The organism is Nocardia otitidiscaviarum NBRC 14405, from assembly GCF_000308635.1.
Lineage (GTDB): Bacteria > Actinomycetota > Actinomycetes > Mycobacteriales > Mycobacteriaceae > Nocardia > Nocardia otitidiscaviarum.
The window spans coordinates 38,790-64,044 of the sequence record NZ_BAGD01000026.1; the positions used below are offsets into that span (position 1 = coordinate 38,790).

At 70.2% G+C, this 25,255-nt stretch carries 21 protein-coding genes; 15 read left to right on the top strand and 6 right to left on the bottom strand.

All coding sequences use genetic code 11. The annotated features are described in order from the left end of the window. Positions 1-12 precede the first annotated feature (12 nt). The 4 genes from ON31_RS02700 to ON31_RS02715 all read left to right on the top strand — a co-directional run bounded on the left by ON31_RS02700 (position 13) and on the right by ON31_RS02715 (position 4,096). Positions 13-1,158 carry an Rv3626c family coenzyme F420 biosynthesis-associated protein gene (locus ON31_RS02700; protein WP_081592177.1) on the top strand — a complete coding sequence of 382 codons (1,146 nt, stop codon included), beginning with the start codon at positions 13-15 and terminating at the stop codon, positions 1,156-1,158. Positions 1,159-1,237: 79 nt separating this feature from the next. Then, on the top strand, positions 1,238-2,224 hold the full coding sequence (tilS, locus tag ON31_RS02705) for a tRNA lysidine(34) synthetase TilS (protein ID WP_039809106.1): 987 nt from the start codon (positions 1,238-1,240) through the stop codon (positions 2,222-2,224). 36 nt (positions 2,225-2,260) lie between these two features. Beyond that, a complete protein-coding gene (gene hpt, locus ON31_RS02710) occupies positions 2,261-2,818 on the top strand; it encodes a hypoxanthine phosphoribosyltransferase (RefSeq protein WP_029925166.1) in 558 nt (185 codons plus the stop codon). 378 nt (positions 2,819-3,196) lie between these two features. Continuing rightward, positions 3,197-4,096, top strand: coding sequence for a LysR family transcriptional regulator (locus tag ON31_RS02715; protein ID WP_039808936.1), 900 nt, complete (start codon positions 3,197-3,199; stop codon positions 4,094-4,096). Between the two features lie 91 nt (positions 4,097-4,187). Here ON31_RS02715 and ON31_RS02720 read toward each other — a convergent pair whose 3' ends face one another. After that, complete coding sequence (locus ON31_RS02720) at positions 4,188-6,146, bottom strand: amidase family protein (protein WP_306306408.1); 1,959 nt, start codon at positions 6,144-6,146, stop codon at positions 4,188-4,190. A 183-nt stretch (positions 6,147-6,329) separates the two neighbouring features. Between ON31_RS02720 and ON31_RS02725 the strand changes: the two genes are divergently transcribed. The 4 genes from ON31_RS02725 to ON31_RS02740 are packed head-to-tail and all read left to right on the top strand — an operon-like array spanning position 6,330 to position 12,531. Beyond that, on the top strand, positions 6,330-8,921 hold the full coding sequence (locus tag ON31_RS02725) for a serine/threonine-protein kinase (protein ID WP_081592178.1): 2,592 nt from the start codon (positions 6,330-6,332) through the stop codon (positions 8,919-8,921). Beyond that, a complete protein-coding gene (locus tag ON31_RS02730) occupies positions 8,918-11,137 on the top strand; it encodes a protein kinase domain-containing protein (RefSeq protein ID WP_051036727.1) in 2,220 nt (739 codons plus the stop codon). Before ON31_RS02725 ends, ON31_RS02730 begins: the two co-directional genes overlap by 4 nt. Before the next feature lie 20 nt (positions 11,138-11,157). Next, positions 11,158-11,844 carry a cyclase family protein gene (locus ON31_RS02735; RefSeq protein WP_306306409.1) on the top strand — a complete coding sequence of 229 codons (687 nt, stop codon included), beginning with the start codon at positions 11,158-11,160 and terminating at the stop codon, positions 11,842-11,844. A 9-nt stretch (positions 11,845-11,853) separates the two neighbouring features. Then, positions 11,854-12,531, top strand: coding sequence for a nucleoside/nucleotide kinase family protein (locus ON31_RS02740; RefSeq protein WP_039808940.1), 678 nt, complete (start codon positions 11,854-11,856; stop codon positions 12,529-12,531). Here the strand turns inward: ON31_RS02740 and ON31_RS02745 are convergent. The 3 genes from ON31_RS02745 to ON31_RS02755 form a co-directional block, all read right to left on the bottom strand. Beyond that, positions 12,516-13,403 (bottom strand): PfkB family carbohydrate kinase, encoded by an 888-nt coding sequence (locus ON31_RS02745; protein WP_039808942.1) that lies wholly within the window; start codon positions 13,401-13,403, stop codon positions 12,516-12,518. The two genes, ON31_RS02740 and ON31_RS02745, sit on opposite strands and share 16 nt — an antisense overlap. Before the next feature lie 66 nt (positions 13,404-13,469). After that, positions 13,470-14,309 carry an SDR family oxidoreductase gene (locus tag ON31_RS02750; protein WP_039808944.1) on the bottom strand — a complete coding sequence of 280 codons (840 nt, stop codon included), beginning with the start codon at positions 14,307-14,309 and terminating at the stop codon, positions 13,470-13,472. Beyond that, positions 14,310-15,827 (bottom strand): aldehyde dehydrogenase family protein, encoded by a 1,518-nt coding sequence (locus ON31_RS02755; protein ID WP_051036759.1) that lies wholly within the window; start codon positions 15,825-15,827, stop codon positions 14,310-14,312. It abuts the gene before it with no gap. 439 nt (positions 15,828-16,266) lie between these two features. On the opposite strand from ON31_RS02755, the gene ON31_RS02760 reads away from it, so the two are divergent. Continuing rightward, positions 16,267-17,514, top strand: a complete 1,248-nt coding sequence (locus tag ON31_RS02760; protein ID WP_039809116.1) for a PucR family transcriptional regulator — start codon at positions 16,267-16,269, stop codon at positions 17,512-17,514. A 12-nt stretch (positions 17,515-17,526) separates the two neighbouring features. On the opposite strand, the gene ON31_RS02765 is transcribed toward ON31_RS02760, so the two are convergent. After that, the gene (locus ON31_RS02765) at positions 17,527-17,781 is read right to left on the bottom strand and encodes a DUF2277 domain-containing protein (RefSeq protein ID WP_029925185.1); all 255 of its coding nucleotides are present in this window, start codon (positions 17,779-17,781) and stop codon (positions 17,527-17,529) included. A 191-nt stretch (positions 17,782-17,972) separates the two neighbouring features. Here ON31_RS02765 and ON31_RS02770 point away from each other — a divergent pair, with 191 nt between their 5' ends. Further along, on the top strand, positions 17,973-18,797 hold the full coding sequence (locus ON31_RS02770; protein ID WP_029925187.1) for a DUF1266 domain-containing protein: 825 nt from the start codon (positions 17,973-17,975) through the stop codon (positions 18,795-18,797). Between the two features lie 89 nt (positions 18,798-18,886). On the opposite strand, the gene ON31_RS02775 is transcribed toward ON31_RS02770, so the two are convergent. Further along, positions 18,887-19,816, bottom strand: coding sequence for a hypothetical protein (locus tag ON31_RS02775; RefSeq protein WP_029925189.1), 930 nt, complete (start codon positions 19,814-19,816; stop codon positions 18,887-18,889). Positions 19,817-20,137: 321 nt separating this feature from the next. Between ON31_RS02775 and ftsH the strand changes: the two genes are divergently transcribed. The 5 genes from ftsH (at position 20,138) to folK (ending at position 25,244) form a co-directional block, all read left to right on the top strand. Next, the gene (ftsH, locus tag ON31_RS02780; RefSeq protein ID WP_039808946.1) at positions 20,138-22,519 is read left to right on the top strand and encodes an ATP-dependent zinc metalloprotease FtsH; all 2,382 of its coding nucleotides are present in this window, start codon (positions 20,138-20,140) and stop codon (positions 22,517-22,519) included. A 121-nt stretch (positions 22,520-22,640) separates the two neighbouring features. Beyond that, a complete protein-coding gene (gene folE / locus ON31_RS02785) occupies positions 22,641-23,261 on the top strand; it encodes a GTP cyclohydrolase I FolE (protein ID WP_029925192.1) in 621 nt (206 codons plus the stop codon). A gap of 236 nt (positions 23,262-23,497) precedes the next feature. After that, positions 23,498-24,349: a dihydropteroate synthase gene (folP, locus tag ON31_RS02790; protein WP_051036728.1), complete on the top strand. Its 852-nt coding sequence runs from the start codon at positions 23,498-23,500 to the stop codon at positions 24,347-24,349. Beyond that, positions 24,346-24,717: a dihydroneopterin aldolase gene (gene folB, locus ON31_RS02795; protein ID WP_039808948.1), complete on the top strand. Its 372-nt coding sequence runs from the start codon at positions 24,346-24,348 to the stop codon at positions 24,715-24,717. The genes folP and folB overlap by 4 nt, the downstream gene beginning before the upstream one ends. Beyond that, on the top strand, positions 24,714-25,244 hold the full coding sequence (gene folK / locus ON31_RS02800; RefSeq protein ID WP_029925195.1) for a 2-amino-4-hydroxy-6-hydroxymethyldihydropteridine diphosphokinase: 531 nt from the start codon (positions 24,714-24,716) through the stop codon (positions 25,242-25,244). Before folB ends, folK begins: the two co-directional genes overlap by 4 nt. Positions 25,245-25,255 lie beyond the last annotated feature (11 nt).

Below are 25,255 nucleotides of genomic sequence, written 5' to 3' on the forward strand. Positions count from 1 at the left end.
GGGTGGATGACTATGACCGGACCCGAACACCATTCGGCCGATGCCGCCAACCCGGGTACCGGTGAGTCCCGTGCCCAACTGGTGATCGACCCGAAGACCGGGGAATTGAGCCGTAAATCCAAGCCGGGGCTGACCGGCGCCGTGGACTGGCAGCTGGCCGCCCGCACCGGAGCCCTGCTGGTCCCGGCCGGGCCGCGGACCACGCGGTACTCGGCGGAGCAGGCGGTGGCCGAACTGGCCGATGCCTCGGTGCGCGCCGAAGCGCCCGTGCGCGAGGTGAGCCGACTGCAGGACGGTTCGGTGGTGCCCGCGGCGCGGGTCGTGGACCGGCCCGGTTGGATTCAGGCCGCCGCCGCCTCCATGGCGGCGCTCACCGGCAACGAGCCGGGCGCCGACGATCGCGGGCGGTTCGTCGGCAAGCCCGCCGGGGTGCAGGCCGGGGCCATGCTGGCCTTCCTGTCCACGGCGATCCTGGGACAGTACGACCCGTTCAGCGGGCCGAACGGCACGCTGCTGCTGGTCGCGCCCAACATCATGGGCGTGGAGCGGGCGCTCGGCGTTCCGGCCAGCGACTTCCGGCTGTGGGTGTGCCTGCACGAGGTCACGCACCGGGTGCAGTTCTCCTCCGCGCCCTGGCTGGCCGACTACATGAAGCGCAATGTGGAACTGCTCGGCGAGGTCGGCGACGAACCTCTCGCCGATGTGCTGGCCCGGCTGGTGGAGGCGGTGAAGGAGCGCCGCCGCGGTATCGAGGACCCGTCGTCCGGCGGCGTCATCGGCCTGCTGCGCGCCACCCAGGCCGCACCGCAGCGCGAGGCGCTGGACCGCCTGCTCATGCTCGGCACCCTGCTCGAAGGGCACGCCGACCATGTCATGGATGCCGTCGGCCCCGCCGTGGTGCCCTCGGTGTCGCGCATCCGCTCGGCCTTCGATCAGCGTCGCCGCCGCCCCGGCAACCCGATCCAGCGGCTGCTGCGCGCCCTGCTCGGCATGGATGCCAAGGTGGCGCAGTACGTGCGTGGCAAGAAGTTCGTGGACGAGGTGGTCGGCATCGTCGGCATGGACGAGTTCAACGCGATCTGGACCGACCGCGACACCCTGCCGCGCACCGACGAGATCGGCGAACCGCGCCGGTGGGTGGATCGCGTCCTGGCGTGATCGCCCCCGACCGCACCCGAGAGCCGCGCGGAGCGGGCGCTGAGCTGGTGCGGCGATGCGGCGTGCGACCATCGGGGACATGAACAGTCCACGGCTGCCCGAGACGCCGGCGGCGTTGGAAATGCGCCGTGCGGTACGGGATTGGCTGGGGGAGTACGCGGTCGACGGGGTGGTCGCGGTCGCGGTGTCGGGCGGTGCCGATTCGCTGGCGTTGACCGCCGCGGCGGTGGTCGAGGCCGATGCTGTCGACGCCTTGGTCGTGGATCACGGTTTGCAGGAAGGGTCGGCGCGGGTGGCCGCGGAGGCGGCGGCCGTGGCCATGCGGCTCGGATGCCGGTCGGCTCGGGTGCTGACGGTCGAGGTATCCGGCGGCGGGGGAATGGAGGCGGCGGCGCGCCGGGCTCGGTACGCCGCGCTGGACGAGGCGCGGGGCGCGGCCCCGGTGCTGCTCGGGCACACCCTCGACGATCAGGCCGAAACCGTGCTGCTCGGGTTGGCGCGCGGGTCGGGGGCGCGGTCCATCCAGGGCATGGCGGCCTTCGCCGAGCCGTGGGGGCGGCCGCTGCTGTGGGTGCGGCGGGAGGTGACTCGGCGGCTGTGCGCGGAGTTGGGGCTGACCCCGTACGAGGATCCGCACAACAGTTCCCCGGAGTTCACCCGGGTGCGGCTGCGCACCGAGGTGCTGCCGCTGCTGGAGGAGGTGCTCGGCGGCGGGGTGGCGACCGCACTGGCCAGAACAGCGGCTCAGCTTCGTGAGGACGGCACGGCCCTGGACGGTATAGCCGAGAAGTTGCTGGACTCCGCGCGCAATGGTGAGGGCCTGTCGGTCGAGACGCTCGCCACTGCCCCGCCCGCGTTGCGGCGGCGGGCGATCCGGGCGTGGTTGCTCGCCGGTGGCGCGAAAGCGTTGACCGACAAGCATTTACGGGCGGTGGACGCGCTGGTCACGGATTGGCGCGGGCAGGGGGCGATCGCGGTCGGCGGCGGAGTCGCCGGGACCAGGTTGGTTGCCGGGCGCGAGCATGGCAGGCTGATACTGAGCTTGGCCGAATACGAGCCCAGGTGATTCGGGATACACATCACTGAAGGGAAACCAGCGCACGTGTACGGGGATGACATCGCGTCGGTGCTGATCAGCGAGGAAGAGATTGCGGCCAAGGTCGACGAACTGGCCGATCTCGTAGCCAAGCGTTATCCGGCCGACGCCCCGGAGGGCGATCTGCTGCTGGTGGGCGTGCTCAAGGGTGCGATCTTCTTCATGACCGATCTGGCCAAGAAACTCTCCATCCCGACCCAGATGGAGTTCATGGCCGTCTCGTCCTACGGTTCCTCGACCTCGTCCTCGGGTGTCGTGCGGATCATGAAGGACCTGGACAAGGACATCGCCGGGCGCAATGTGCTGATCGTCGAGGACATCATCGACTCCGGCCTGACGCTGTCCTGGCTGCTGCGCAACCTGTCCAGCCGCAACCCCGCCTCGCTGGAGGTGGTGACGCTGCTGCGCAAGCCCGACGCGCTGCGCACCCAGGTGGACGTCATGCATGTGGGCTTCGACATTCCGAACGAGTTCGTGGTCGGCTACGGCCTGGACTACGCCGAGCGCTACCGCGATCTGCCCTACATCGGCACCCTGCATCCGAAGGTGTACGGCGGAGCCTGATCCGACCCCCTCGTCCTGGGGTCTGTCCGAATTGCTTCCGGCGGGCGGCTTTCAGTCGACTGTGAGGAAAATCACCAACTCTCTTCGGTGGCCGGTCGACCTGGGAGAGTCGGTTGTTGCTGCCGTGTGCGAGTGGTTGCGCGCCGCCCGGTCGACGGTGGGGCGTGGTCTGAATTACTGCTGGTCGACTGACCTTATAGATCTTGGTCGGCCGACCACTTTGGCGGTCGCCGGGCGTTCGCGGAGGTGGTTACCGCGCGGTTCGCCGCGCGTCATATGCTGTCTGTAACAAACCTGATGGCTGTTTTCGTCGTGGATTTCAAACTCCGGGGTTGAATACGGCTGGAAATCCAAGACCGATTCTGATAGCAAGGGGCTATGGACCCGCATTTGCGCGACCTGCGGTATTTCGTCGCTGTCGCTGAGGAACTGCACTTCACCAACGCCGCCCAGCGGCTGCACATCGCGCAGCCCACCCTGTCCCGGCAGATCCGTCAGCTCGAACGCCAGCTCGACGTGGTCCTGTTCGACCGCAACCAGCGCAGCGTCGCCCTGACCGTGGCCGGCAAGGAACTGCTCGAGGGCGCACGCAAGATCCTCGAACTCTGGGAGGTCACCAACGTGGCGCTCCAGGAGGCGGGCGAGGTGCTGCGCGTCGGCATCCAGTCCTCCATCGGGCGCGGCCTGATCACCGACCTGGAGTCCGCCAGCGGCCACCGGCTGGCCCTGCACTCGGCGTCCTGGACCGACCCCTCCAGCGGCCTCGCCGGCCGCCAGGCCGATCTGGCGCTGATGTGGCTGCCCGTCCCCGACACCGCCCGGTATCGCTGGCAGGTGCTGCGCACCGAGCCGCGCTGGGTGCTGCTGCCGGAGAACCATGCCCTCGCCAACCGCGAGGCCATCGACTTCGCCGATCTGCTCGACGAGCCGTTCATCGCCATGCCCGCCGAAGCCGGCGCCGCCCGCGAGTTCTGGCTCGGCGCGGACGCCCGCGGCGGCCGCCAGGCCCGCATCGGTGCGGAGGCCGCCACCGCCGAGGAGCGGCTCGAAGCCGTCAGCCTCGGACTCGGCGTCTGCCTGCTCGCCGAGAACAACGTCCCCATGTACCGCTGGCCCGGCCTCACCGCCCGCCCGGTCAACGGCCTGCCCCCGTGCGAACTCGCGGTGGCCTGGCGCGCCGACGACGACCGCCCCACCATCCTCGAATTCGCCACCCGCGTCCTCGAGGGCGGCTTCGCGGCCGCCCCCGCGGCCTCGGGACTGGTAGCGCAGAGCTGAGCCCGGCCACGCACCGCGGAAGTACAGCGGTGCGGACCGGCGGCCATGAGTCGGAGGCATGGCCGCCGGGACCGATCGTCGCGGTAGCGAGTCAGCGCGCGGTGCGCCGCCACGGGTGCGCCGACTCCAGTTGTCCGGCCAGGCGCAGCAGAGTGGCCTCGCTGCCCGGTTGGCCGATCAGCTGGGCCGCCACCGGGGTGCCGGTGCGGGGGTGGATGCCCATCGGGATGCTGAGGGCGGGCCAGCCGACCAGGTTCCACAGCGGCGTGAACGGCGAATAGCGCACATTGGCAACGACATTGGCCAGCCACGGGAGTTTGTGCCAGCGGCGGGCGCGTGGCGGCGCGGTCGCCAGGGTCGGGGTGATGACCACGTCGTAGCGTTCGAAGTGGTCGAGCAGCCGGGCCTCGATGCGATCCACCTGGGCGGGGCGCAGCAGCCCCGAGCGCAGCGCCAGCTTGCCCAGCGCGATGTGAGCGCGGGTGCGTGCTTGCAGGCGGTCCGGATACGCGACGGTCGCGGCCTCGCGGGCGGCATTGGCCACCCAGCGCAGCATCAGCGCGAAAGTCGCGCCCTGATACGGCAATTCCGCCGATTCGACATGATGGCCCGCCGTCGCGGCGGCGGAGGCGGCCTTGCGGGCGGCGGCGTCCCAGTGCCGGTCCACGCGGCCCAACGGTAGCGGGGGCGCGGTGGCCAGGCCGATCCGCAGCGACGGCGGCGACTCCAGGTCGGCCAGGTCCGGGCGGTCGGCGAGCACCGAGAGCATGAGCGCGGCATCGGCGACAGTCGTTGCCAGCACGCCGTTCTCGGTCATCCCGCCCCACGAGTCCACGCCGATCTCGGCGGGCACCAGCCCGCGCCCCGGCTTGACCCCCACCACGCCGCAGCAGGCCGCCGGAATCCGCACCGAGCCGAGTCCGTCGTTGCCGTGCGCGACGGCCACCATGCCGGAACTGACCGCCGCGCCCGACCCGCCGGACGAACCGCCCGCGCTGAACTTGGGGTTCCAGGGATTGCAGGTGACACCCGCGGGCGAATCGGTGGTGCCCCACAGGCCGAACTCCGGAACAGCGGTGAGGCCGACGACCACCGCGCCGGCCGACCGTAGTCGCCGCACCACCGGATGATCCGCCGCGGCCGCCTGATCCCGGCCCGCCAGCGACCCGGCCCGGGTCACCTCCCCGGCGACATCGACATTGTTCTTCACCGCGACCGGCACGCCGGCCAGCGGCAGCACATCCAGATCCGCTCGCTCGGCCACCGCCCGCGCCTCCGCCCGCGCGGTCTCGGCCCGAACCACGCTGAACGCGTTCATATTCCGATCCCGGGCCTGGATGCGCGCCAACGCCTCCTCCACCAGCAGCAGCGGCGACAACACCCCGTCCCGCACCGCTGCCGCGATCGCTCCCGCGGTGCTGGTGTCGACTCGTGCCGTGCCGGGCGTACCCGTGCTCGTCGCGGCGGGGGTCCTGACCGCTGCGGCCATCGCTCCCGGGGTGCTGGTGTCCTGCGCGGTGTCGGGCGTATGCGTGCTCGTCGTGGCGGAGGTCTTGTCCGCGGGGTCCGCGGCCGCCTGGCTGACCTCCGCTCTCGGGGCGGCGGCGCTTGCCGTGTCGGCGGTGCGGTCATCGCGTGCGTCCCCGTGCGTACCGCCCTCGGTGTGGGAAGCGTGCGCGTCGGTCCCTGCCGTACTCGGGCCGTCGTCCGTGCGTGGTGTGCTGTCCGCCCTCACCTCGGTCCGGTGGGCGCGAGCGCCGGTCGGTGCGGTGGTGTCGGGCTGTGCCGTGGTGGCTGCGTCGTGTTCGGTGTCGTCCGCCGGATTGTTCGCGGCCACGGGTTTCTCCTGACCGGGCGTGGCGGGGGACGGCGGGGTGGACCGGTTCGGGGTGGTGTGCTCGGCGGTTGCCGGGGTGGTGGGATTCGGGGCCGGGGCGGGGTCGCGCCCGGGGGCGGGTTCGGGCCGGGGGGTCGGGGTGGCTTCCGGCCGGTCGGAATCGGTTTCCACAGGTGAGATGCCGTCCGCTAGCGCGGTGCCCTCGTTGTACATGCTGGTGTTCCCCCGTCGCCTGGTCGTCGAAATCGGGTGATCCGCTGTGCAGCCGCAAGTTATCATTTCCGGCAGTTGCTCGGGGGATGATGGTGTCGGGTGTGGCGGATTCTATCCGCCGCTCCCACCAACCGACCAGTGCGGATTCGATGGGTATCCGTGCCGAGCCAGGCAGGTGCGGGCATGACTTCTGATTCCGATCACCGTTCCGGCCAGCGTACGGCCGGAACGGAATTCACGGCGGTCGCCGCCTTCGCCGCGGCCTGGGACGCGGCCGCCGAGCCACCGCGGATCGCCGACTTCCTCCCGGACGCCACCACCCTGCGCCGTGGGGCCCTGATCGAACTGATCCGGGTCGACATGCGGCACCGCTGGTTGCGCCGCCCGGGCCCCGACCCCCGTCGGCACCTGCGCAAACGGCTCACCGAATACTGTTCCGACTTCCCCGAACTCACCCCCCGCGACCTGCCCGCGGGCCTGGTCTACGAGGAGTTCGTCGTCCGCCGCCACAGCGGCGAGCGCATCGACCCCCGGGACTGTCTGCGCGAGTATCCCGACCAGGCGACCGAGCTGCGCAAGCTGCTCAATGCCGACGACGAGGATCAGAGCACCCGCCGCTCGGCCTTCGAGGACTCCCGCCGCAGCGCCGATCCGGATGCGACCGCCGCCGATCCGGCGCGGCCGACATCCGGAGGCACCGGTCGGGATCGGCCGGGAAGTGGGCTGGACGAGTCCACCCGCGCCGGTGTCGATCTCGGTGAGAGCACCCGCAGGCCCAGCGAGGCAACCGGCGAGGCCACCCGGCCGCCCGACTCCACCGGCCTGTTCGGCTTCGACGACGAAACCCGCACCACCGCGCACGGCACCACCACCCGGTTCGATCCCGCCGCCGCCCCCGATACCGGCGAGTTGCTCGACCGCATCGAGATCGGCCAGCGCATCGACGAGTTCGACCTGCTGACCGGGCTCGGCTCGGGCGCGTTCGCGCGGGTGTTCCTGGCCCGGCAGCGCTCCCTGCAACGCCTGGTGGCGGTGAAGATCTCCGCCGACCACGGCACCGAACCGCAAACCCTGGCCCAGCTGGATCACGACTACATCGTGCGGGTCTTCGACCAGCGCCTGATGTCGGGGCTGATGACCGAGTCGGGCCGTCGGCTGCGGCTGCTGTACATGCAGTTCCTCCCCGGCGGCACCCTGCTGGGCGTGCTGCGCTGGGTGCGCGCCACCCCGCCCGCGGAACGCTCCGGCCAACTGCTGCTCGACGCCGTCGACGCCGCCATGGAGGAGAAGGGCGAGATCCGTCCCACCGATTCCAGCGTGCGCGCCGAGATCGCCGAGCTGAGCTGGCCGGAAACGGTGGCGTGGCTGGGCCGCAGACTCGCCGAGGCGCTCGACTACGCCGACGGCCACGGTGTCCTGCACCGGGACGTCAAGCCCGCCAATGTGCTGCTCACCGCCGAGGCGGTGCCGAAGCTGGCCGATTTCAATATCAGCTTCAGCCGCAATCTGGACGGCGCGAGCCCGGTCTCCTACTTCGGCGGCTCGCTGTCCTACATGTCCCCCGAACAACTCGAGGCGTGCCACCCCGGACGCGCCCGCAGCGCCGCCGACCTGGACACCCGCGCCGACATCTTCTCGCTGGGGGTGGTGCTGTGGGAGCTGCTCACCGGTGCGAAGCCGTTCGACGACACCACGGCCGGGCCCGACCACCACGGCGACCGCACCACCCTGGAGGCCATGCTGGACCGCAGACGCGGCGGGGTGGAGGCCGCCGCCCTGGAGCGGGTGCCGGCCGACTGCCCGGCCGCGCTGCGCCGTGTCCTGCTCACCTGCCTGGCCCCGGACCGCGACCAGCGCTGGAGCAGCGGCAGCGTGCTGGCCAAACAGCTGGACATGTGCCTGGACGAGCGGGCCCGCGACCTGGTGGACCCACCGCCGCACAGTTGGCGGCTCCGGCTGCGCTCCTGGCGCATCCTGGTGATCACGCTGGCCATCGGCATCCCGAATGTGCTTGCCTCCCTGTACAACATCGGCCACAACGACATGCTGATCGTGAGCCGCCTGACCGACGACGCCCAACGCACCTTCACTCTGGTCACCGCCACCGTGAACGGGCTGTTCTACCCGATCGGCATCGTGGTGATCTGCTATCTGGGCCGCCATGTGATCACCGTGCCGCACGGGCTCAAACGCGGCCGGGCCTTCGACGCCGCGACGCTGCGGGCGGCCCGCAAGGATGTGCTGCTGCTGGGCGAGCGCGCCTCCTTCGTGGTGTTCACACTGTGGGTGCTGGCGGGCATCACCTTCCCGATCTCGCTGCGCCTGGCCACCGGTGAGATTCCCGCGCGCGGCATGGTGCACTTCCTGGTATCGCTGGTGGTGTGCGGGGCGATCGCGGTCGCGTACCCGTTCTTCCTGGTCACCTTCTACCTGGTGCGCTGCATCTATCCGATGTTCCTGCGCCACGGCGACATCAGCGCCGACGACGCGGTGTGGCTGCACCGGCTGGGCAGCCGCTGCACCGGGTATCTGGCGGTGGCCGCCTCGGTGCCGCTGCTGGCGGTGGCGGGCGTGACCTTCCTGCAGCCCTCCGACATTCCGGAGATCATTGTCGCCGTGCGGGTGCTGTGTGTCGGCGGGATCGTCGCGTTCGTCGGGGTGTACTGGCTGTTCCGGGCGCTGGAGGCGGATCTGCGCGCGCTGGAGCGGGTGGTCGACCCGGACCGGAGCATGGACGCCGACCAGTCACCCGCTCGGGGCGCGGCGGCACCGTGATCGTGGACGATTTCCATGCGGAGGCGGTGGCCCGGTTCGTCGCCGACTGGGAGGCCGTGTTGCGCGGCGGCGGCTTCGAACCCCCACCGCTGCACCGCTACGTACCCGACGGCACCGAGGTGCGCCTGGCGGTGCTGGCGGATCTGGTGCGCGTCGATATGCGGCAGCGCTGGCGGCGCACCGGGACGGGTAAGCGAATCACCGAGTACGGCACCGAATTTCCCGAGGTGGCCGACAGCCCGCACTTCGTGGAGTTGGTGTGCGAGGAGTACCTGGTGCGCCGCCGCTACCGGCAGGTGGACCTGGAGACCTTCAGCGCCGAGTATCCGGAGCTGGCCGCGGAGATCCGGGCGCGGTTCGCCGATCGGAGCGCCTACACCCCGCCGAGCCTCCCGGCGCACATCGACATCGGGCATCGGCTGGACGATTTCGACCTGCTCACCGATCTCGGCGGCGACGAACGCGGCCGGGTCTTCCTGGCCCGCCAACTGTCCATGCAGCGCCTGGTCGCCGTCCGCGTGGACACCGGAGCCGACGCGGATGCCGCGACCGTCGCCCGCCTGGACCACCAGTACATCGTCCGGGTCTTCGACGAGCGTCACCTCGAGGACGGCGGAAAGCCGTTGCGGCTGTTGTACATGCAGTACCTGCCGGGCGGCACCGTGGCGGATCTGCTGGCGCGGCTGCGCCGGAACGGGCAGCGACCCGCGAGCGGGACCGCACTGCTGGGCGCGGTGGACGCCGTCATGGAGGCCAGGGGCGAGATCCGGCCCGCCGATTCCAGCGTGCGCACCGAACTGGCCGCCCTCAGCTGGCCGGAAACCGTTGCGTGGGTGGGGCGTCGGCTCGCCGTGGCGCTCGACTACGCCGATCGGCACGGGGTGCCGCACCGCGACATCCGGCCCGGCACCGTGCTGTTCACCGCCGAGGGCGTGCCGAAACTGGCCGATTTCGGACTGGCGTCGCGGTATCCGGACTTCGACGACTCCATCGCGGACGCGGTTCGGCTGCGCTACCACTCACCGGAATACCTCACCGCACTCCTGGATCCGGCAGCCCCGATGCCCGACACGCGCGGCGACATCTACGCACTGGGGCTGCTGCTGTGGGAAATGCTCACGGGCACACTGCCCTTCGCCGACCCGGAGAGCGACAACCACGCTGGCGACAACGACACGGTCACGCCTCCCGACGCGGATCGTCCACGCCTGATCGCCGCGATGCTGCGGCAGCGGAGTGCCGGGGTGCCGCCCGCCGCGCTGGACACGCTGCCCGCCGACACCCCCGCCACCCTGCGCCGGGTGCTGCTGGAGTGCCTGCATCCCCATCCGGACCGGCGCTGGCGCAGCGGCGCGGAACTCGCGGGGCAACTCGATCTGACCCTGGACGCCCGCGCCCGCGATCTGGTCGATCCGCCGCCCACCAGCCTCCGGCACCGGGCACGCGGCTGGGCGCTGCCCATTGCCGCCCTCTGCGTGGGCGTGCCGAATGTGCTTGCCAGCGTGTACAACATCCGGCTCAACCAGCGCCTCATCGTGGACCGCCTGGCCGAGGCCGACCAGCAGCGGTTCGAGACGGTGGCACTGGTGAACAACTCCATCGCCTTCCCGCTGGCCGCGCTGCTGCTGATCTGGCTGTGCCGCCGCCCGCTCACCGTCCCGTTCCGGCTGGCACGCGGACACGAGTACAGCGCCGCCGAACTCGCCCGCGCTCGCGCGGATACGCTCACCGTCGGCGACCGCGCGGTGCTGGTGCCCTTCGCCATGTGGCTGCTCGCCGGCATCATCTGGCCGCTGGCCCTGGCCGGCTCGGGGGTACCCCTGGCCCCCGGCCAGTTCGCGCACTTCTTCGCCGCGCAGGTGGTGTGCGCGACCATCGCGCTGGCGTATCCGTTCTTCCTGATCACGCTGTTCGCGGTGCGGTCGCTGTATCCGCAGCTACTGGTGCGTGGCGGCATCGGCCCCACCGACGGGGCACAGCTGTGGGCGCTGGCGCGGCGCAGCAATTTCTATCTGGCGGCGGCGGCCTCGGTGCCGCTGCTGGGGGCCGCCAGCGCCACCTTCGTACCCGCCACCGACCTGGAATCGGTGATCGTCCCGGTCCGCTGGCTCAGCGTCGGTGGCATTCTGGCGTTCGTGATCACCTACTGGCTGTTCCGGCTCCTGGAAGCGGATCTGCGCGCCCTGGTACGCGCCATCCCGCGAGGCGTGCGGTGAGGCCGCCGTTCGGGCGGCTCGTGAGTCTCTCCCACGTGCACGATCCGGCGCGGACACCGCTGTACCCGGGTGATCCGGCCTTCACCGTCGAAACCGTGGCCACCGTGGCCGCGGACGGGTATCTGCTGCGCTACGTCCATCAGGCCGAGCACACCGGAACCCATTGGGGCGCACCCGTGCATTTCGATCCGCGGGGGCTCGCCGCCGACGAACTCGATACGGCGGATCTGCTGCTGCCCGCCGTGAAGATCGACGTGCGGGAGCAGTGCGCCGCCGACCGCGACTACGCCCTCGGCGTCGACGATCTCCGGGCGTGGGAGCAGCGGTACGGCCGCATTCCCGACCAGGCCGCCGTGATCGCCTGGACCGGTTGGGACGCCAAATGGGGCGGGCCGGACTTCCTCGGCGAGGGCGAAGCGCACGGCCGCCAACCCGGATTCGCGGTCGATACCGTCGCGTGGCTGCTGGAGACCGGCCGCCTCGGGCGGCGCGGTGCGCTCGGCATCGACACCTTCGGCCCCGATCGCGGCATCGACGACACCTACGCGGTATCGAAACTGCTCTACCGCGAGCACCGCATCAGTCTCGAATGCCTCGCCAATCTGTCCGAACTGCCGACCACCGGCGCGTGGGTGCTGGCGGGCGGACCGATTTATCGCGGCGGGTCGGGCGCGCCCGCAACGATTTTCGGCATCCTGCCGCAGTAGGGTGCTGGGATGGCCCGCACCGGCGTCGAAACGTCCCTGGCGGAGCTCGCGGTGCGGGTGGCCGCCAGTGTCGACCGCCGCGCCGATCGGCGGTTCGTCCTCGGTATCGCCGGACCGCCGGGGGCCGGGAAATCGACCCTGGCGCGCGGCGTCCGCGACGAGTTGAACGGCTACGCCGCCAGCCGTATCGCCGAGGTCGCGCCCATGGACGGTTTCCACTTCAGCAATGCCCGGCTGCGCGCCGACGGCGCACTGGCACGCAAGGGCGAACCCGACACCTTCGACGTCGAGGGCTATGTGAACCTGCTGCGCACCGTGCGGGAGACACCGCCGGGACCGGCGATAGCGTGGCCCACCTATTCCCGGGAACTGCACGAACCGGTACCCGGCGGGGTGGTGTTCGACGAACAGCGAATAGTCGTCACCGAGGGCAATTACCTGCTGCTCGATACCGGCGCCTGGGCGGCCGTCCGGCCGCTGCTGGACCAGAGCTGGTATCTGGACGTGCCGCGCCCGATCATCGAAAAGCGGTTGGTGCGCCGCCATATTCGCGGCGGTCGCAGCGCGGCGGACGCGAAGCTCAAAGTGCAGCACAGCGATCTGGCCAATGCGCGGCTGGTGGAGCGCACCCGCTCCACCGCCGATCTGGTGCTGCGCAAATCCGGGCGCGGTTATCGGGTGGATTGAGCGGGCAGGTGGCGTAGCCATTCCCGAGTGCCCGGATATCGGCAGGACAGCGTCGCGATATCGGCGGCGCGACGCAGCGCGGTGACGAAATCCGGTTCCACGGAATGGAAATGGCAGAACGCGCCGTGCAGGATATCGCCCGCGCCGAGCGTGTCCACGGCCCGCTCGGCGCGCACCGGAATCTCCCCGCGGCCCGCGGCGGTGGCATAGCGGATGGGCCGCGCCCCACGCGATACCGCGACCGCTCGCGGCCCCAGCGCCAGGAGCCGATCCAGTACCGCGTCGGTGCCGGGCGCGGTATCCGGCGGGGTGAAGGCCGCCGCGCAGATGGCGATATCCACCAGCGGCAGCAGCTCGTGGTGTACATCGCGCCAGCGGCCCGCGTCCAGCACCACCGGTATGCCGTGCCGCCGGGCCGACGCGGCGGTGTGCAGGGCGAGTTCCGGATAGTGGCCGTCCACGAGCACCACGGCCGCATCGGCCCAGTGCGCCGCGTCCGGCGCGGGCAGCGGGTCGCGCTGCTCCGAACCGTCCATGGAGACGATCGTGCGGCTGCCCGCACCCGTGGCGACCACGATCGACGACACCGGCGGGCGCTGCGCGCGCTCCGGGGCGGTATCCACCACCGTCACCCCGTGCGCTCGCAGATCCGCGCGGATCGGCTCGGCCAGAACGTGTTTCCCCAGCGCGGTGATCAGGGTCGAAAGCTGCCCCGAGAGCCCGGCGTAGGCCACCGCCGCATTGGCCGCCGGACCGCCCGCCCCCAGGAACATGCCGTCCGCCCGCACCTTGGTGTCCTCGTCTGGATACCGCTGCACGGCATAGGCGATATCCAGCGTGGACAGGCCGACGAAGGCCGCACCGCTACCCATATGTCGACCCTACCCACGGCCGGAGCGAATCCTGCCGCCGTGGCGTGCGCGACGACTGCCCGGCCGCTACTCGGAGCCGCCGCGCACCCGATCCTCGTATGCCTTGCGCGCTTGGGCGTCGACATCACCCAGGAAGGCATCCGATGCGCCCAGCGACCGCGCGATGAAATCACCCACCGCCTCCGGCAGCAGCCCGACCACCTGGGAGATGGCACCCGCCACCGCCGTCACCCGGACCTTGGACCGTGGCTCCACGATCAGCTCGGCGATGGCGTCCGCGATCTCCTCCGGCTCGGCCGGGCGCAGGATGCGCGGTGCCGAGACGCCGGATCCCAGTTCGGTTTTCGTCAGCGTCGGCAGGACCGAGGAGAAGCGCACGCCGGTGCCGCGATACTCCTCGCGCAGCGTGTCGGTGAAGCCGAGCACCGCGTGCTTGCTGGCGTTGTAGGTGGCCAGACCCGGAATATGGGTCTCACCGGCCAGCGAGGCGATATTGATGACGTGCCCGCGCCCGCGCGGCAGCATGCGCGCGATCGCCAGCTTGGAGCCGAGAATCACGCCGTACACATTGATGTCGAGAATCCGGCGGGTGATCTGGTCCGGCTCGTCCACCAGCCTGCCGGTGGGCATGATTCCGGCATTGTTGATCAGCACGTCGATCGGGCCGAGTCGCCGTTCCACCTCGTCGAGGAAGTGTTCGAACGATGCCTGATCGGTGACGTCCACCCGGTCGTAGAGGTCGAAACCCCGTGCCACGCCGGACTCTTTCACGGTGACCTCGTCGATGTCACCGATGGCGATCCGTGCGCCGAGCGCCTGTAGCGCGGTGGCGGTGGCCAGGCCGATACCGCGCGCGCCGCCCGTGATGACGACGATTTTGCCTGCGACAGAACTGAAGTCGGTCATCTACTTCTTTCCCGAGAAGGTGTTGAACACGGCCTGGACGCTCAGCCGCCGCATACCGCGGGAGCCCGCCGCCCGCATGGCGGACATGGCGATGGCGAGCTTGGTGGGCGAATACGGGAACCAGAGCAGTTCCTTGGTCTGGGTGGGCAGCAGCGGTTTGGTGATCGCCTGCTGCCGGCAGTACTTGCGCACCCCGTTGGGGCCGCCCCAGCGCGCACCCACGCCCGACAGCCCCCAGCCGCCCATGGGCAGCGCGAAGCTGAACATGTTCGAGAAGACGTCGTTGATATTCACCGCGCCCGCGTTGAGTTGCCGGGCCACGCGTTCGGCCCGCGCCTTGTCGCCGCTCCACACCGACGCCGACAGGCCGTAGATCGAATCATTGGCCAGCCGAACGGCTTCCGCCTCGTCGGACACCTTCATGACCGGCAGTGTGGGGCCGAACGTCTCCTCGGTCATACAGGTCATGGAGTGATCGACATCGGCAAGCACGGTCGGTTCGAACAGCGTGCCGACACCGGTGCGCTTGCCGCCGGTCAGCACCCGGGCGCCGGCGTCGACGGCCTGCTGCACATGCCGCTGCACGATCTGCGCCTGGTTCTCGTTGGCCAGCGCGCCCATGTCGTATTCGGGTACGCGGCCGTCGACGCCCTGGCGGATCTCCTTGACGGCGGCGGTCAGCTTGGCCAGGAACTCGTCGTACACCGGCGCTTCCACGTACACCCGTTCCACCGAGATGCACACCTGACCGGCATTGAACAGGCCGCCGAAGGCGATACCGTGCGCGGCGCGGTCCAGATCGGCGTCGGCCAGCACGATGGCCGGATCCTTGCCGCCGAGTTCCAGGCTGAACGGGATCATCCGTTCGGTGCAGGCGGCGGCGATCTTGCGTCCGGTGCCGGTGGAACCGGTGAACTGCACGTAGTCCACGTTGTCCACCACGGCCTTGCCGGTCTCGCCCGCGCCGGTGACGATGGCGAACACCGGGGGCGCACCGATCGCCTCCCAGCCGCGCGCCAGCTCCAGCGCCGACAGCGGCGTCACCTCGGACGGCTTGAGCAGCACCGCGGCCCCGGCCGCCAGCGCCGGAATGACGTCGATGGCGGGCATGGCGAGCGGGAAGTTCCAGGGCGTGATCACGCCGACCACCGGGTACGGGCGGAACACCGTCGTCAGCGTCTTCACCCGGGCCAGCGGGCTGTGCGGTGACGGGTGTTCATCGGCGAGGAATTTGGCGGCGCGGCGGGCGTAGTAGCCGGTGAGATCGACGGCGAAGGCCGGGTCGATGAGGGAGTCGATGCGCGCCTTGCCGGTCTCGGACTGCAGGACGTCGGCGAGGTGATCGGTATTGTCCACCAGCCAGTCCTGGAGTTTGAGCAGCCACTCCTTGCGGCCCTCCGGCCCGATGGCCTCCCACTCCGGCTGGAACAGGCGCAGCTCGCGCACCTTGGCGGCGACCTCGTCGGCCGAGTGGACGGGCACGACGCCCGCCAGTTCACCGGTCGCGGGATTGCGCACCTCGAATTCGGTCGGCGCGGTGGCGGTCGCGGTAGTGGTGGGTGCCGCGGTGTCGGCGGGCGCTGTGTTCGTGGGCGCTGTGTTCGTGGGCGCTGCCTTGGCCGCGGTGGCTTTCGCGGCTGTCGTCTGCTTCGTGGGTGCCTTCTTGGCCGATCCGGGTGCTTTGGCCGTCCCGGTGGCCTTGGTGGGCTCCGCGTTCCCCGTGGACGCGGCCTTGGCGGTGCGCCGGGTGCCGGTGGATTTGCGGGGCGCGGCCTTGCGGGCACCCCCGGATTCGGAATTGGTCACGATTGCTCTCCCACGTGCGCTACGTTGCGGCCGTGAGCTGTGTGACAGCTCACGAACTATGATCGTGACACAATCCACAAGGACATTCTTGGCCCAATCGGTCAACTAATTCGGCCGGTTTTGTACCGGAAGCACAAACTCGGAGGTGCTCGTGGCGACCACCGCCACCCCCGCGGTCATTCGGCAGTGGATCGCCGACTTCGTCGCCGAAACCCTGCGCACCGACACCCTCGACCAGGTGGTGACGCGGCTCGACAATGCCATCATCGCCCGTGTGCCGGAATTGGCCGACCGAGATATGCGCCGCGATCTGGCCGCGAGCACCCGCGCCCACGCCCTGGAGGTGCTGAGCACCCTCACCCAGGACCATGCCGACTATCCGATCCCGGCGGAAGCGCACGCCTTCGCCCGCACCATCGCGCGGCGCGGCCATGATCTGCGGGTGCTGCTGCGCGTCTACCACGTGGGGCAGGAGGCGGTGATCGAGTACATGAGCGAGACCATCGACGAGCGCCGGCTGCCGCCCGATATCGAAAGGTCGGTGCTGTTGCGGCTTTTCGACCGCTCCACCCGGTGGGTCAGCACCTGCGTCGAAACGCTCACCGACACCTACATCACCGAACGCGAACGCGGCCTGCGGGCGGCGCTGAACCAGCGCGGGGAGATCGTGCGCGCCCTGCTCGACGGCGCCGACCTCGATATCGAGCACGCCTCCGCCAAGATCGGCTATCGGCTGGCGGGCCGACATCTGGCCCTGGTGCTGTGGACCGATGCGGACGCGGTCGCGCTCGGCTCCGCCGACGGCACCGGTGAGGTCGGCGACCGGCTGGACCGCGTGGTGGCCCGCTGCGCCGCCGCGGTCGGCAGCGGCAGCGTGCTCACGATTCCGGCGGGAGCCAGTGCGCTGTGGGCCTGGCTGGCCGTATCCGACGACGGTGTGCCGTCGGTGGCGGACTGGCCGGTCGAACCGCCGGTTCGGGTGGCCGTCGGCCTGCCCGGGTCCCAGCTGGCGGGCTTCCGCCGCGGCCATGCCGAGGCGGTCGCCGCCCGCCACGTCGCCGAACGCGCCCGGCCCGGGCTGCCGCGCGTGCTCGACTATCGGGAGGTGGAGGTCGCCTATCTGGCCGGGCTCGACGAACCCGGCATGCGCGCCCTCATCGACCGCGAACTGGGCGTGCTCGCCGCCCCGGACGCCCAGTCGGCCCGTCTGCGTGAAACCCTGCACGCCTACCTGCGGGCCCGCCGCAGCCCCGATGCCGCCGCGAAAGCGCTCGGTGTACACAAGAACACGGTGCGCTATCGCCTCCAGCGCATCGAGGAACTCCTCGGCCACCCCGTCGACCGGCCCGGCCCCCGCTTGGAGATCGCGCTCGATTGCGTGGCGGTGTACGGGGTGTAGCGGCTCGCCGGGTTACTCGCCGCTGGCGGCCTCGCGCACCGGTTGCGGTTCGGTCTCCGGAATCGCGCCGCGGGCGGGCAATTCCGCCAGCAATTGCGTGGTGGCGGCGGCGATGGCCGCCACCGCCTTGTCCACCGCCGGTTTCGTGGTAGTGGTCAAACCCGACACTCCGCCCACCTTGCGCACGTATTCCTGTGCGGCGGCGAAGATTTCCTGCTCAGTGGCCGGGGGCTCCAGGCCGCGCAGCAGGGTGATATTCCTACTCATGGCCCAGAGGGTAGCGTCCGATTTCGTTGTGTGACAGGGCATGAATCAGACATTTGCTCGGCGGACACACGCCGTGAACATCATGGGCGCGGCGTCGCGATCCGGCGCGTACGCTGGGGATTCGAGGTGAACCTTCCCACGCCCTGTGGCGAATAGCGGACGTCTCGAGATCCATGCGGAACAATCGGGGTATGCCCGCCCGCGACGTGCCCACGCTGACGACCTTCCCCTACCCGGAACTCGACCAGCGCGAGGACGACCACTGGTCCGGTGCGCAGGTCAACGACGACGAACTGCGCGCCCTGGCTCTCGGTGGTTTCTACTCGGCGCGCTGGGACGCCTTCCACGACGCGCTGCTGCTCGGACCCGAACGCGAACATCCCCTCGGCGACCGCCGCGAACTCGCCATCGACACCCTGACCGGAGCCTGGGGCATCACCGACGGCACCGAGGCCATGGCCTCCATGGAACAGTTGCTCGACGGTATGCACGGCCCGCTGTACGCCCTGGTGCACCCCTTGGTCATGGCGGCCGTCAACTCGCCTGAACGCGACCGTTTCGGCGAACGCGCCGACCGCCACCGCGCCTTCCTCCGCCAGGTCGGCGCCTTCCGCGGTATGGAGAACACCGAGGCGCTGGTCCGCGACTACGACATCTGGTCCCAGGCCATCAAACTCGGCCTCACCGACCATCTGGTGCGCCCGCTGCCCACCGATATCCAGGCGTGGGACCTGGCCCGGGTGGTCGCGGTGGCCCGCATGGCCTACACCGCCGGCTACCTCGACGCCGACGTGGCCTGGGACTACCTGCTGCGGGCCCTCCCGCTGGCGCAGCGCAAATACCGCAACTGGCGGCAGTTCGGCGACGCCTACCTCACCGGCTGGACCTACTGGCAGGCTTGCGAGGACCTGGCCGAACTGAAATCCGGCGGCGTCGACCGCCGCATGGAACTGCTGCGCCTGTGGAACCGCCCCAGCAGCCCCTGGCGACGCATCACCCTGCAACCGGAGGACTGAGGGCTCCGTATCGACGATCGTGCCCGCCGCGCGTCGGCGCGGCGGGCACGAAAAACTCAGCGCTACCGGTGAATTCGGTCCCGGTGCTTTCAGTCCGGCAGCGAACGCAGGATGCCGCGTCCGTACCGCTGGAACTGGGCGTCGTCGACCATGCCCAGGGAATGCCGCTCGACCAGCAGCTCCCATTCGGCGTACAGCTTCGCCACCCCCGGATCGGCGGGTCCGGCCGCACCGTCGGCCGATTCGCGCTGAATGGCGAAATTCAGCCCGCCGGTGATCCGTTCGGTATCCGCCCGGTCGTTGCCGGTGAAGTGAAGCGTCACATTGCCGTCGTGGATATCGACGCCGTATTCACCGGGCGCGGCACCCGTGGTCTCCGAATCGTCGGTGGTGCGCGCCCACAGCAGTGCCGCGATGGGCATCTCGTGTGCGTACCGGCGTCCGGAGCCGGTGGAGATGAATATCATCCGATCGGTGGTGACCGCGAGCAGTCCGGCTCCCCGGCCCGCGGGCGGCTGGGCCGTCACCACCGCCGTCTCCAGCACGTACTCGCCGGGCGTGACGTAGCGGTTCAGCGCCGCGACCGCGGTCTTGGCCTCCCGCTTGGGAGCCATCCGTCGGGCCGCGCGGTCCACGTCGGCGCGCGCCGGTCCGCCGCGTCCCCAGGCCGGGGTGGGCGGTGTCAGGTCGGGGGCGGCGACCTCGAGGCGCTGGGTGGCCAGGATCTGGTTGTTGATCCGCTCCACGATCACGGTGGCCGCGGGCACATCGTGTTCGGCGATGAGGACGGGTAGGGGAGTGCGGTCGGCGGGGACGCCCGTCAGTACGGGGGTGGGGTACCTGAGATAGATTTCTATGACGACGGCGTCGTCGGCGCGCCGGTTCAACCTGACCTTGAGAAGGTCGCCTACCGGCACATCGAGAACGCGCTCGCCGTCTGTTCCTGGTCTCAGCACCGTCAGCCGCCCGTTGCCGTGACGGACTATCGCTGTGGGTGTCCGTAGCTCGACGATGTCCATACCCCCTACGCTCGTGTTGTGTTGTCGGTCACGATAGGGCGAACATGCCATGATTGTGGCCACTTGGGCCGACGCTCACCATGCTCGCCCGAAGGGTTTTGCGGCAGATGGTTGGGGAACCACCCGCGTTCTCCGGCCGTTTACCTGTTGAACTGCACAAGCTGCCGAACCTCGCGATGTAACGATGTAGACCGTACGCGGTAACGTGGCATGTCCGCATCCGTTCCGTATGGAAACGGGCGCGCTCGTGACGCAAGCTCTACAGCATCGCAGGCAAAAACCGGAATCACCGGAAAGGACTGGCCCGCCGGCCGACGCTCTATGAACCGCAAGACTGTGTTCCGCAACCTGGCCATAGTCGCGGGCTTCTTGCTCGTGATCTACCTGGTCAGCTACTTCAGCAACGACACGCGCGGCTGGAAGAACGTCGACACGTCGGTGGCGCTTTCCCAGCTCCAGGACAAGGACAACATCGATCAGGTCCAGATCGATGACAAAGAACAGCAGCTGCGCATCACGCTGAAGAACGGCAATGATGCCACCGACGGCCAGACCAAGATCATTGCCAAGTATCCGGGCGGCAGTGAGGTGTCCGCGCAGATCCTGCAGGAGGTGCAGGAGACCGGTGCGAAGTACAACACCTCCGTCAAACAGGACTCCTGGCTGAGCCAGATCCTGCTGTTCATGCTGCCCATGATCCTGCTGCTGGGCCTGTTCATCTTCGTCATGGCCCGCATGCAGGGCGGTGGCCGCGGCGGCATGATGGGCTTCGGCAAGTCCAAGGCCAAACAGCTGTCCAAGGACATGCCCAAGACCACCTTCGCCGATGTCGCGGGCGCCGACGAGGCCGTCGAAGAGCTCTACGAGATCAAGGACTTCCTGCAGAGCCCGGCCCGCTACCAGGCCCTCGGCGCGAAGATCCCCAAGGGCGTGCTGCTCTACGGCCCGCCCGGCACCGGCAAGACCCTGTTGGCGCGTGCCGTCGCGGGCGAGGCCGGGGTGCCGTTCTTCACCATCTCCGGTTCCGACTTCGTCGAGATGTTCGTCGGCGTCGGCGCCTCCCGCGTGCGCGACCTGTTCGACCAGGCCAAGCAGAACAGCCCCTGCATCATCTTCGTGGACGAGATCGACGCGGTCGGCCGCCAGCGTGGCGCGGGCCTGGGCGGCGGCCACGACGAGCGCGAGCAGACGCTGAACCAGCTGCTGGTCGAGATGGACGGCTTCGGTGAGCGCACCGGCGTCATCATCATCGCCGCCACCAACCGGCCCGACATCCTCGATCCGGCGCTGCTGCGTCCGGGCCGCTTCGACCGTCAGATCCCGGTCAGCAACCCGGATCTCGCTGGCCGCCGCTCGATTCTGCGGGTGCATTCGCAGGGGAAGCCGATCGCGCCCGACGCCGATCTGGACGGGCTGGCCAAGCGCACCGTCGGCATGTCCGGCGCGGATCTGGCCAATGTCATCAACGAGGCCGCGCTGCTCACCGCGCGTGAGCACGGCAACCTGATCACCAGTGCCGCGCTGGAGGAATCCGTGGACCGCGTGATCGGCGGCCCGCGGCGCAAGTCCCGCATCATCAGCGAGCACGAGAAGAAGATCACCGCCTACCACGAGGCCGGGCACACCCTGGCGGCGTGGGCGATGCCCGATATCGAGCCCGTGTACAAGGTCACCATCCTGGCCCGCGGCCGGACCGGCGGCCACGCCATGACCGTGCCCGAGGACGACAAGGGTCTGATGACCCGTTCGGAGATGATCGCCCGGCTGGTCATGGCCATGGGCGGCCGGGCGGCCGAGGAGCTGGTGTTCCACGAGCCCACCACCGGTGCGTCCTCGGATATCGACCAGGCCACCAAGATCGCGCGGGCCATGGTCACCGAATACGGCATGAGCGCCCGGCTGGGCGCGGTGCGCTACGGGCAGGAGCAGGGCGATCCGTTCCTGGGCCGGTCCATGGGCACCGGTTCGGACTACTCGCACGAGGTCGCCCGCGAGATCGACGAGGAGGTGCGCAACCTCATCGAGGCCGCGCACACCGAGGCGTGGTCGGTGCTCAACGAGTACCGCGACGAACTGGACTCCCTGGCCAGCGCCCTGCTCGAGCGTGAGACCCTGCACCGCAAGGATCTCGAGGCGGTGCTGGAAACGGTCGACAAGCGCCCGCGCATCACCGCTTTCAACGATTTCGGCGAGCGGGTGCCCTCGGATCGCCCGCCGGTGAAGACCCCGCGCGAACTAGCCGCCGAGCGTGGCGAGCCGTGGCCGGAGGAGACGCCGGATCTGGCCAAGCAGCCGCCCGCGCCGGTACCGGGCAACGGCTACCCGCAGCCCGCCGGCTATCCGGCCGGACAGCCCTACGCGCAGCCCGCCCCCGCGGGCTACCCGGCCCCGCCCGCCCCCGCCTACGGCGGCCGCCAGACCGGGACGCACGGTTCGCGGCCCGACTACGGCGCCCCGGCCGGATGGTCCGCTCCGGGCTGGCCGCCCCAGGACGAGCCGCAGCAGGGACAGCCCTCCGCGCCGCCCGCCGTCGGCGGCTGGGCGCCCGCGGGCGGTCGGCAGCCGGAGTACGGCTACCAGCGGCCCCCGCAGCAGCCGGAGTACGGGCAGCAGGGCTATCAGCCCGGTCAGGCCGCCCCGCAGCCCGGCGGGAACAGCGAGGACGACGACAACGGTTGGGACGGACCGAACGGTCGTCGCTGACGGCCGCTTGGATACTCTCGATGGGTTCGCGGTCCCGGGCTCGGTTCATCCGGCCCGGGACACCGAGACCGCGAACCGGCCGTGCCGGTCAGGCGCGGACCTTGAACACAGGAGGTGCCGATTGTCGGCCAACAACCGCGTCGTCTCCGGCCCGATCGCGCTCGACACCGGTCGGCCGTTCGACCAGGAGCGCGCCGAAGCCGCCGTACGCGAGTTGCTGATCGCGGTCGGCGAGGACCCGAACCGTCCGGGGCTCATCGACACCCCCGGACGCGTCGCCCGTGCGTACCGGGAAATGTTCGCCGGTCTCTACACCGAGCCGGACGCGGTGCTGAACACCACCTTCGACGAAGGCCACCAGGAACTCGTGCTGGTCCGCGACATCCCCATGTACTCGACCTGTGAACACCACCTGGTGTCCTTCCACGGCGTCGCCCACGTCGGCTACATTCCGGGCCCGCACGGGCGCGTGACGGGCCTGTCCAAGCTCGCCCGCCTGGTGGACCTCTACGCCAAACGCCCGCAGGTGCAGGAGCGCCTCACCAGCCAGATCGTCGACGCCGTCATGCGCAAGCTGGACCCGCGCGGCGCGATCGTGGTGGTGGAGGCCGAACACCTGTGCATGGCCATGCGCGGCATCCGCAAGCCGGGAGCCAGCACCACCACCTCCGCGGTGCGCGGCCTGTTGCAGAGCAGCCCCTCCTCCCGCGCGGAGGCCCTCGATCTGATCCTCCGGAAGTGAGCTGTGTTTGATTTGCCCTCCGCTTCGCTCCGGGCGGGTTCGCGGCGCTGGAAGTCTCGGTTCTTCCCTCCCTCCGCTCCTCCGCTTCGCTCCCCCGCTCCGGTCGGTCCAGAACCGAGACGCGCCGCGAACCAGCGGGGGGTTGGTGCTGCGGCGGTGAATGGTGAGTGCTGGGATCGGGAGGCGTGGTGACTGCACGGCTGCTCGAGCCGCGCGGGGGTCGGTCCTGCGTGGTGATGGGGGTCGTGAACGTCACCAGCGATTCGTTCTCCGACGGGGGGCGCTATCTGGACCCCGAGGTGGCGGTGGCGCACGGGGTGGCGCTGTACGAACTCGGGGCCGACATCGTCGACGTGGGTGGGGAGTCCACCCGGCCGGGGGCGGTGCGGATCGATCCGGCGACCGAGGCGGCGCGGGTGGTTCCGGTGATCCGCGGGCTCGCGGCGGCCGGGGTGCCGACCAGTGTGGACACCATGCGGGCGAGTGTGGCCGAGGCCGCCGTCGAGGCGGGCGTGACCATGGTCAACGACGTCTCCGGTGGCCGTGCCGACGCCGATATGGTGAAGGTCGTCGCCGCGGCGGGGCTGCCGTGGATTCTCATGCACTGGCGCGCCGAGGCCGACTACCGGCACACCGGGGCGGCCGAGCATTACGACGACGTGGTCGCCGAGGTGTGGGCCGAGTTGCGCGCCCAGGTGGAGTTGGCCGTCGCCGGGGGCGTCGGTGCGGACCGGCTGATTCTCGATCCCGGACTGGGATTCGCCAAGAACGCCGACCACAATTGGGAACTGCTCGGTGGGCTCTCCGAACTGGTGGGCACCGGGCTGCCGATCCTGATCGGCGCCTCCCGCAAGCGGTTCCTGGGTGCGCTGCTGGCCGATGCCGCGGGCCCGCGTCCGCCGGACGGGCGCGAGACCGCGACCGCGACCATTTCCGCGCTGGCCGCCGAACAGGGCGCCTGGGGAGTCCGGGTGCACGATGTGCGCGCCTCACTGGACGCCGTCGCCGTCACCGATGCCTGGCGGCGCGCCGAATCCCGTCGGCGCGAACGATTCTCGGACCGCCGCCTGGACGGGGGCGTCCGATGAGCACCGATCGCATCGAACTGCGCGGGCTGCGGGTGTTCGCCCATCACGGCGTCTTCGACTTCGAGAAGCGCGACGGCCAGGAATTCGTCGTGGACCTCACGCTGTGGACCGATTTCTCGGCGGCCGCGAAATCCGACGACATCGCCGACACCATCCACTACGGCGAACTCGCCGACAGCGTGGTCCGGATCGTGTCCGGGCGGCCGCGCGACCTCATCGAGACGGTGGTGTCCGAGGTCGCCGACGCGGTCATGACCGACCCGCGCGTCCATGCCGTGGAGGTGGTGCTGCACAAGCCCGCCGCGCCGATCCCGCACAGCTTCGAGGATGTGCGGGTGGTCACCAGCCGCCGCCGGGAGGCGTCGTGACCCGCGTGGTGCTGTCCATCGGCTCGAATCTGGGTGACCGGCTGACGCACCTGCGCGCCGTGGTGGACGCCCTGCGCCCCCGGCTGCTCGCGGTGTCGCCGGTCTACTCGACCCCGCCCTGGGGCGGTGTGCCGCAGCAGGACTACCTGAATGCCGTGCTGCTGGCCGAGGATCCGGCGCTGGAACCCGGCGACTGGCTGCGCCTGGGACAGGAGCTGGAACAGGCCGCCGAGCGGGTGCGGGAAGTCCGCTGGGGGCCACGCACTCTCGACGTGGACATCGTCTGGGCCGCACGGCGGCGCGACGGGGCCTCGGCGGTCGTGCGCAGCGCCGATCCGAGCCTGACCCTCCCGCATCCGCGGGCGCATGAGCGCGCCTTCGTACTGGTGCCGTGGCTGGATGTGGAGCCGGACGCCGTGCTCGAGGCCGCGGGGCAGGCGCGTCCGGTGCGAGAGTGGTTGGCGGAGTTGGATTCCGCCGACGTGGACGGGGTCCGCAGGACCGCGCTGTCGTTGGGGTGGCCGTGATGAGGCGGGTG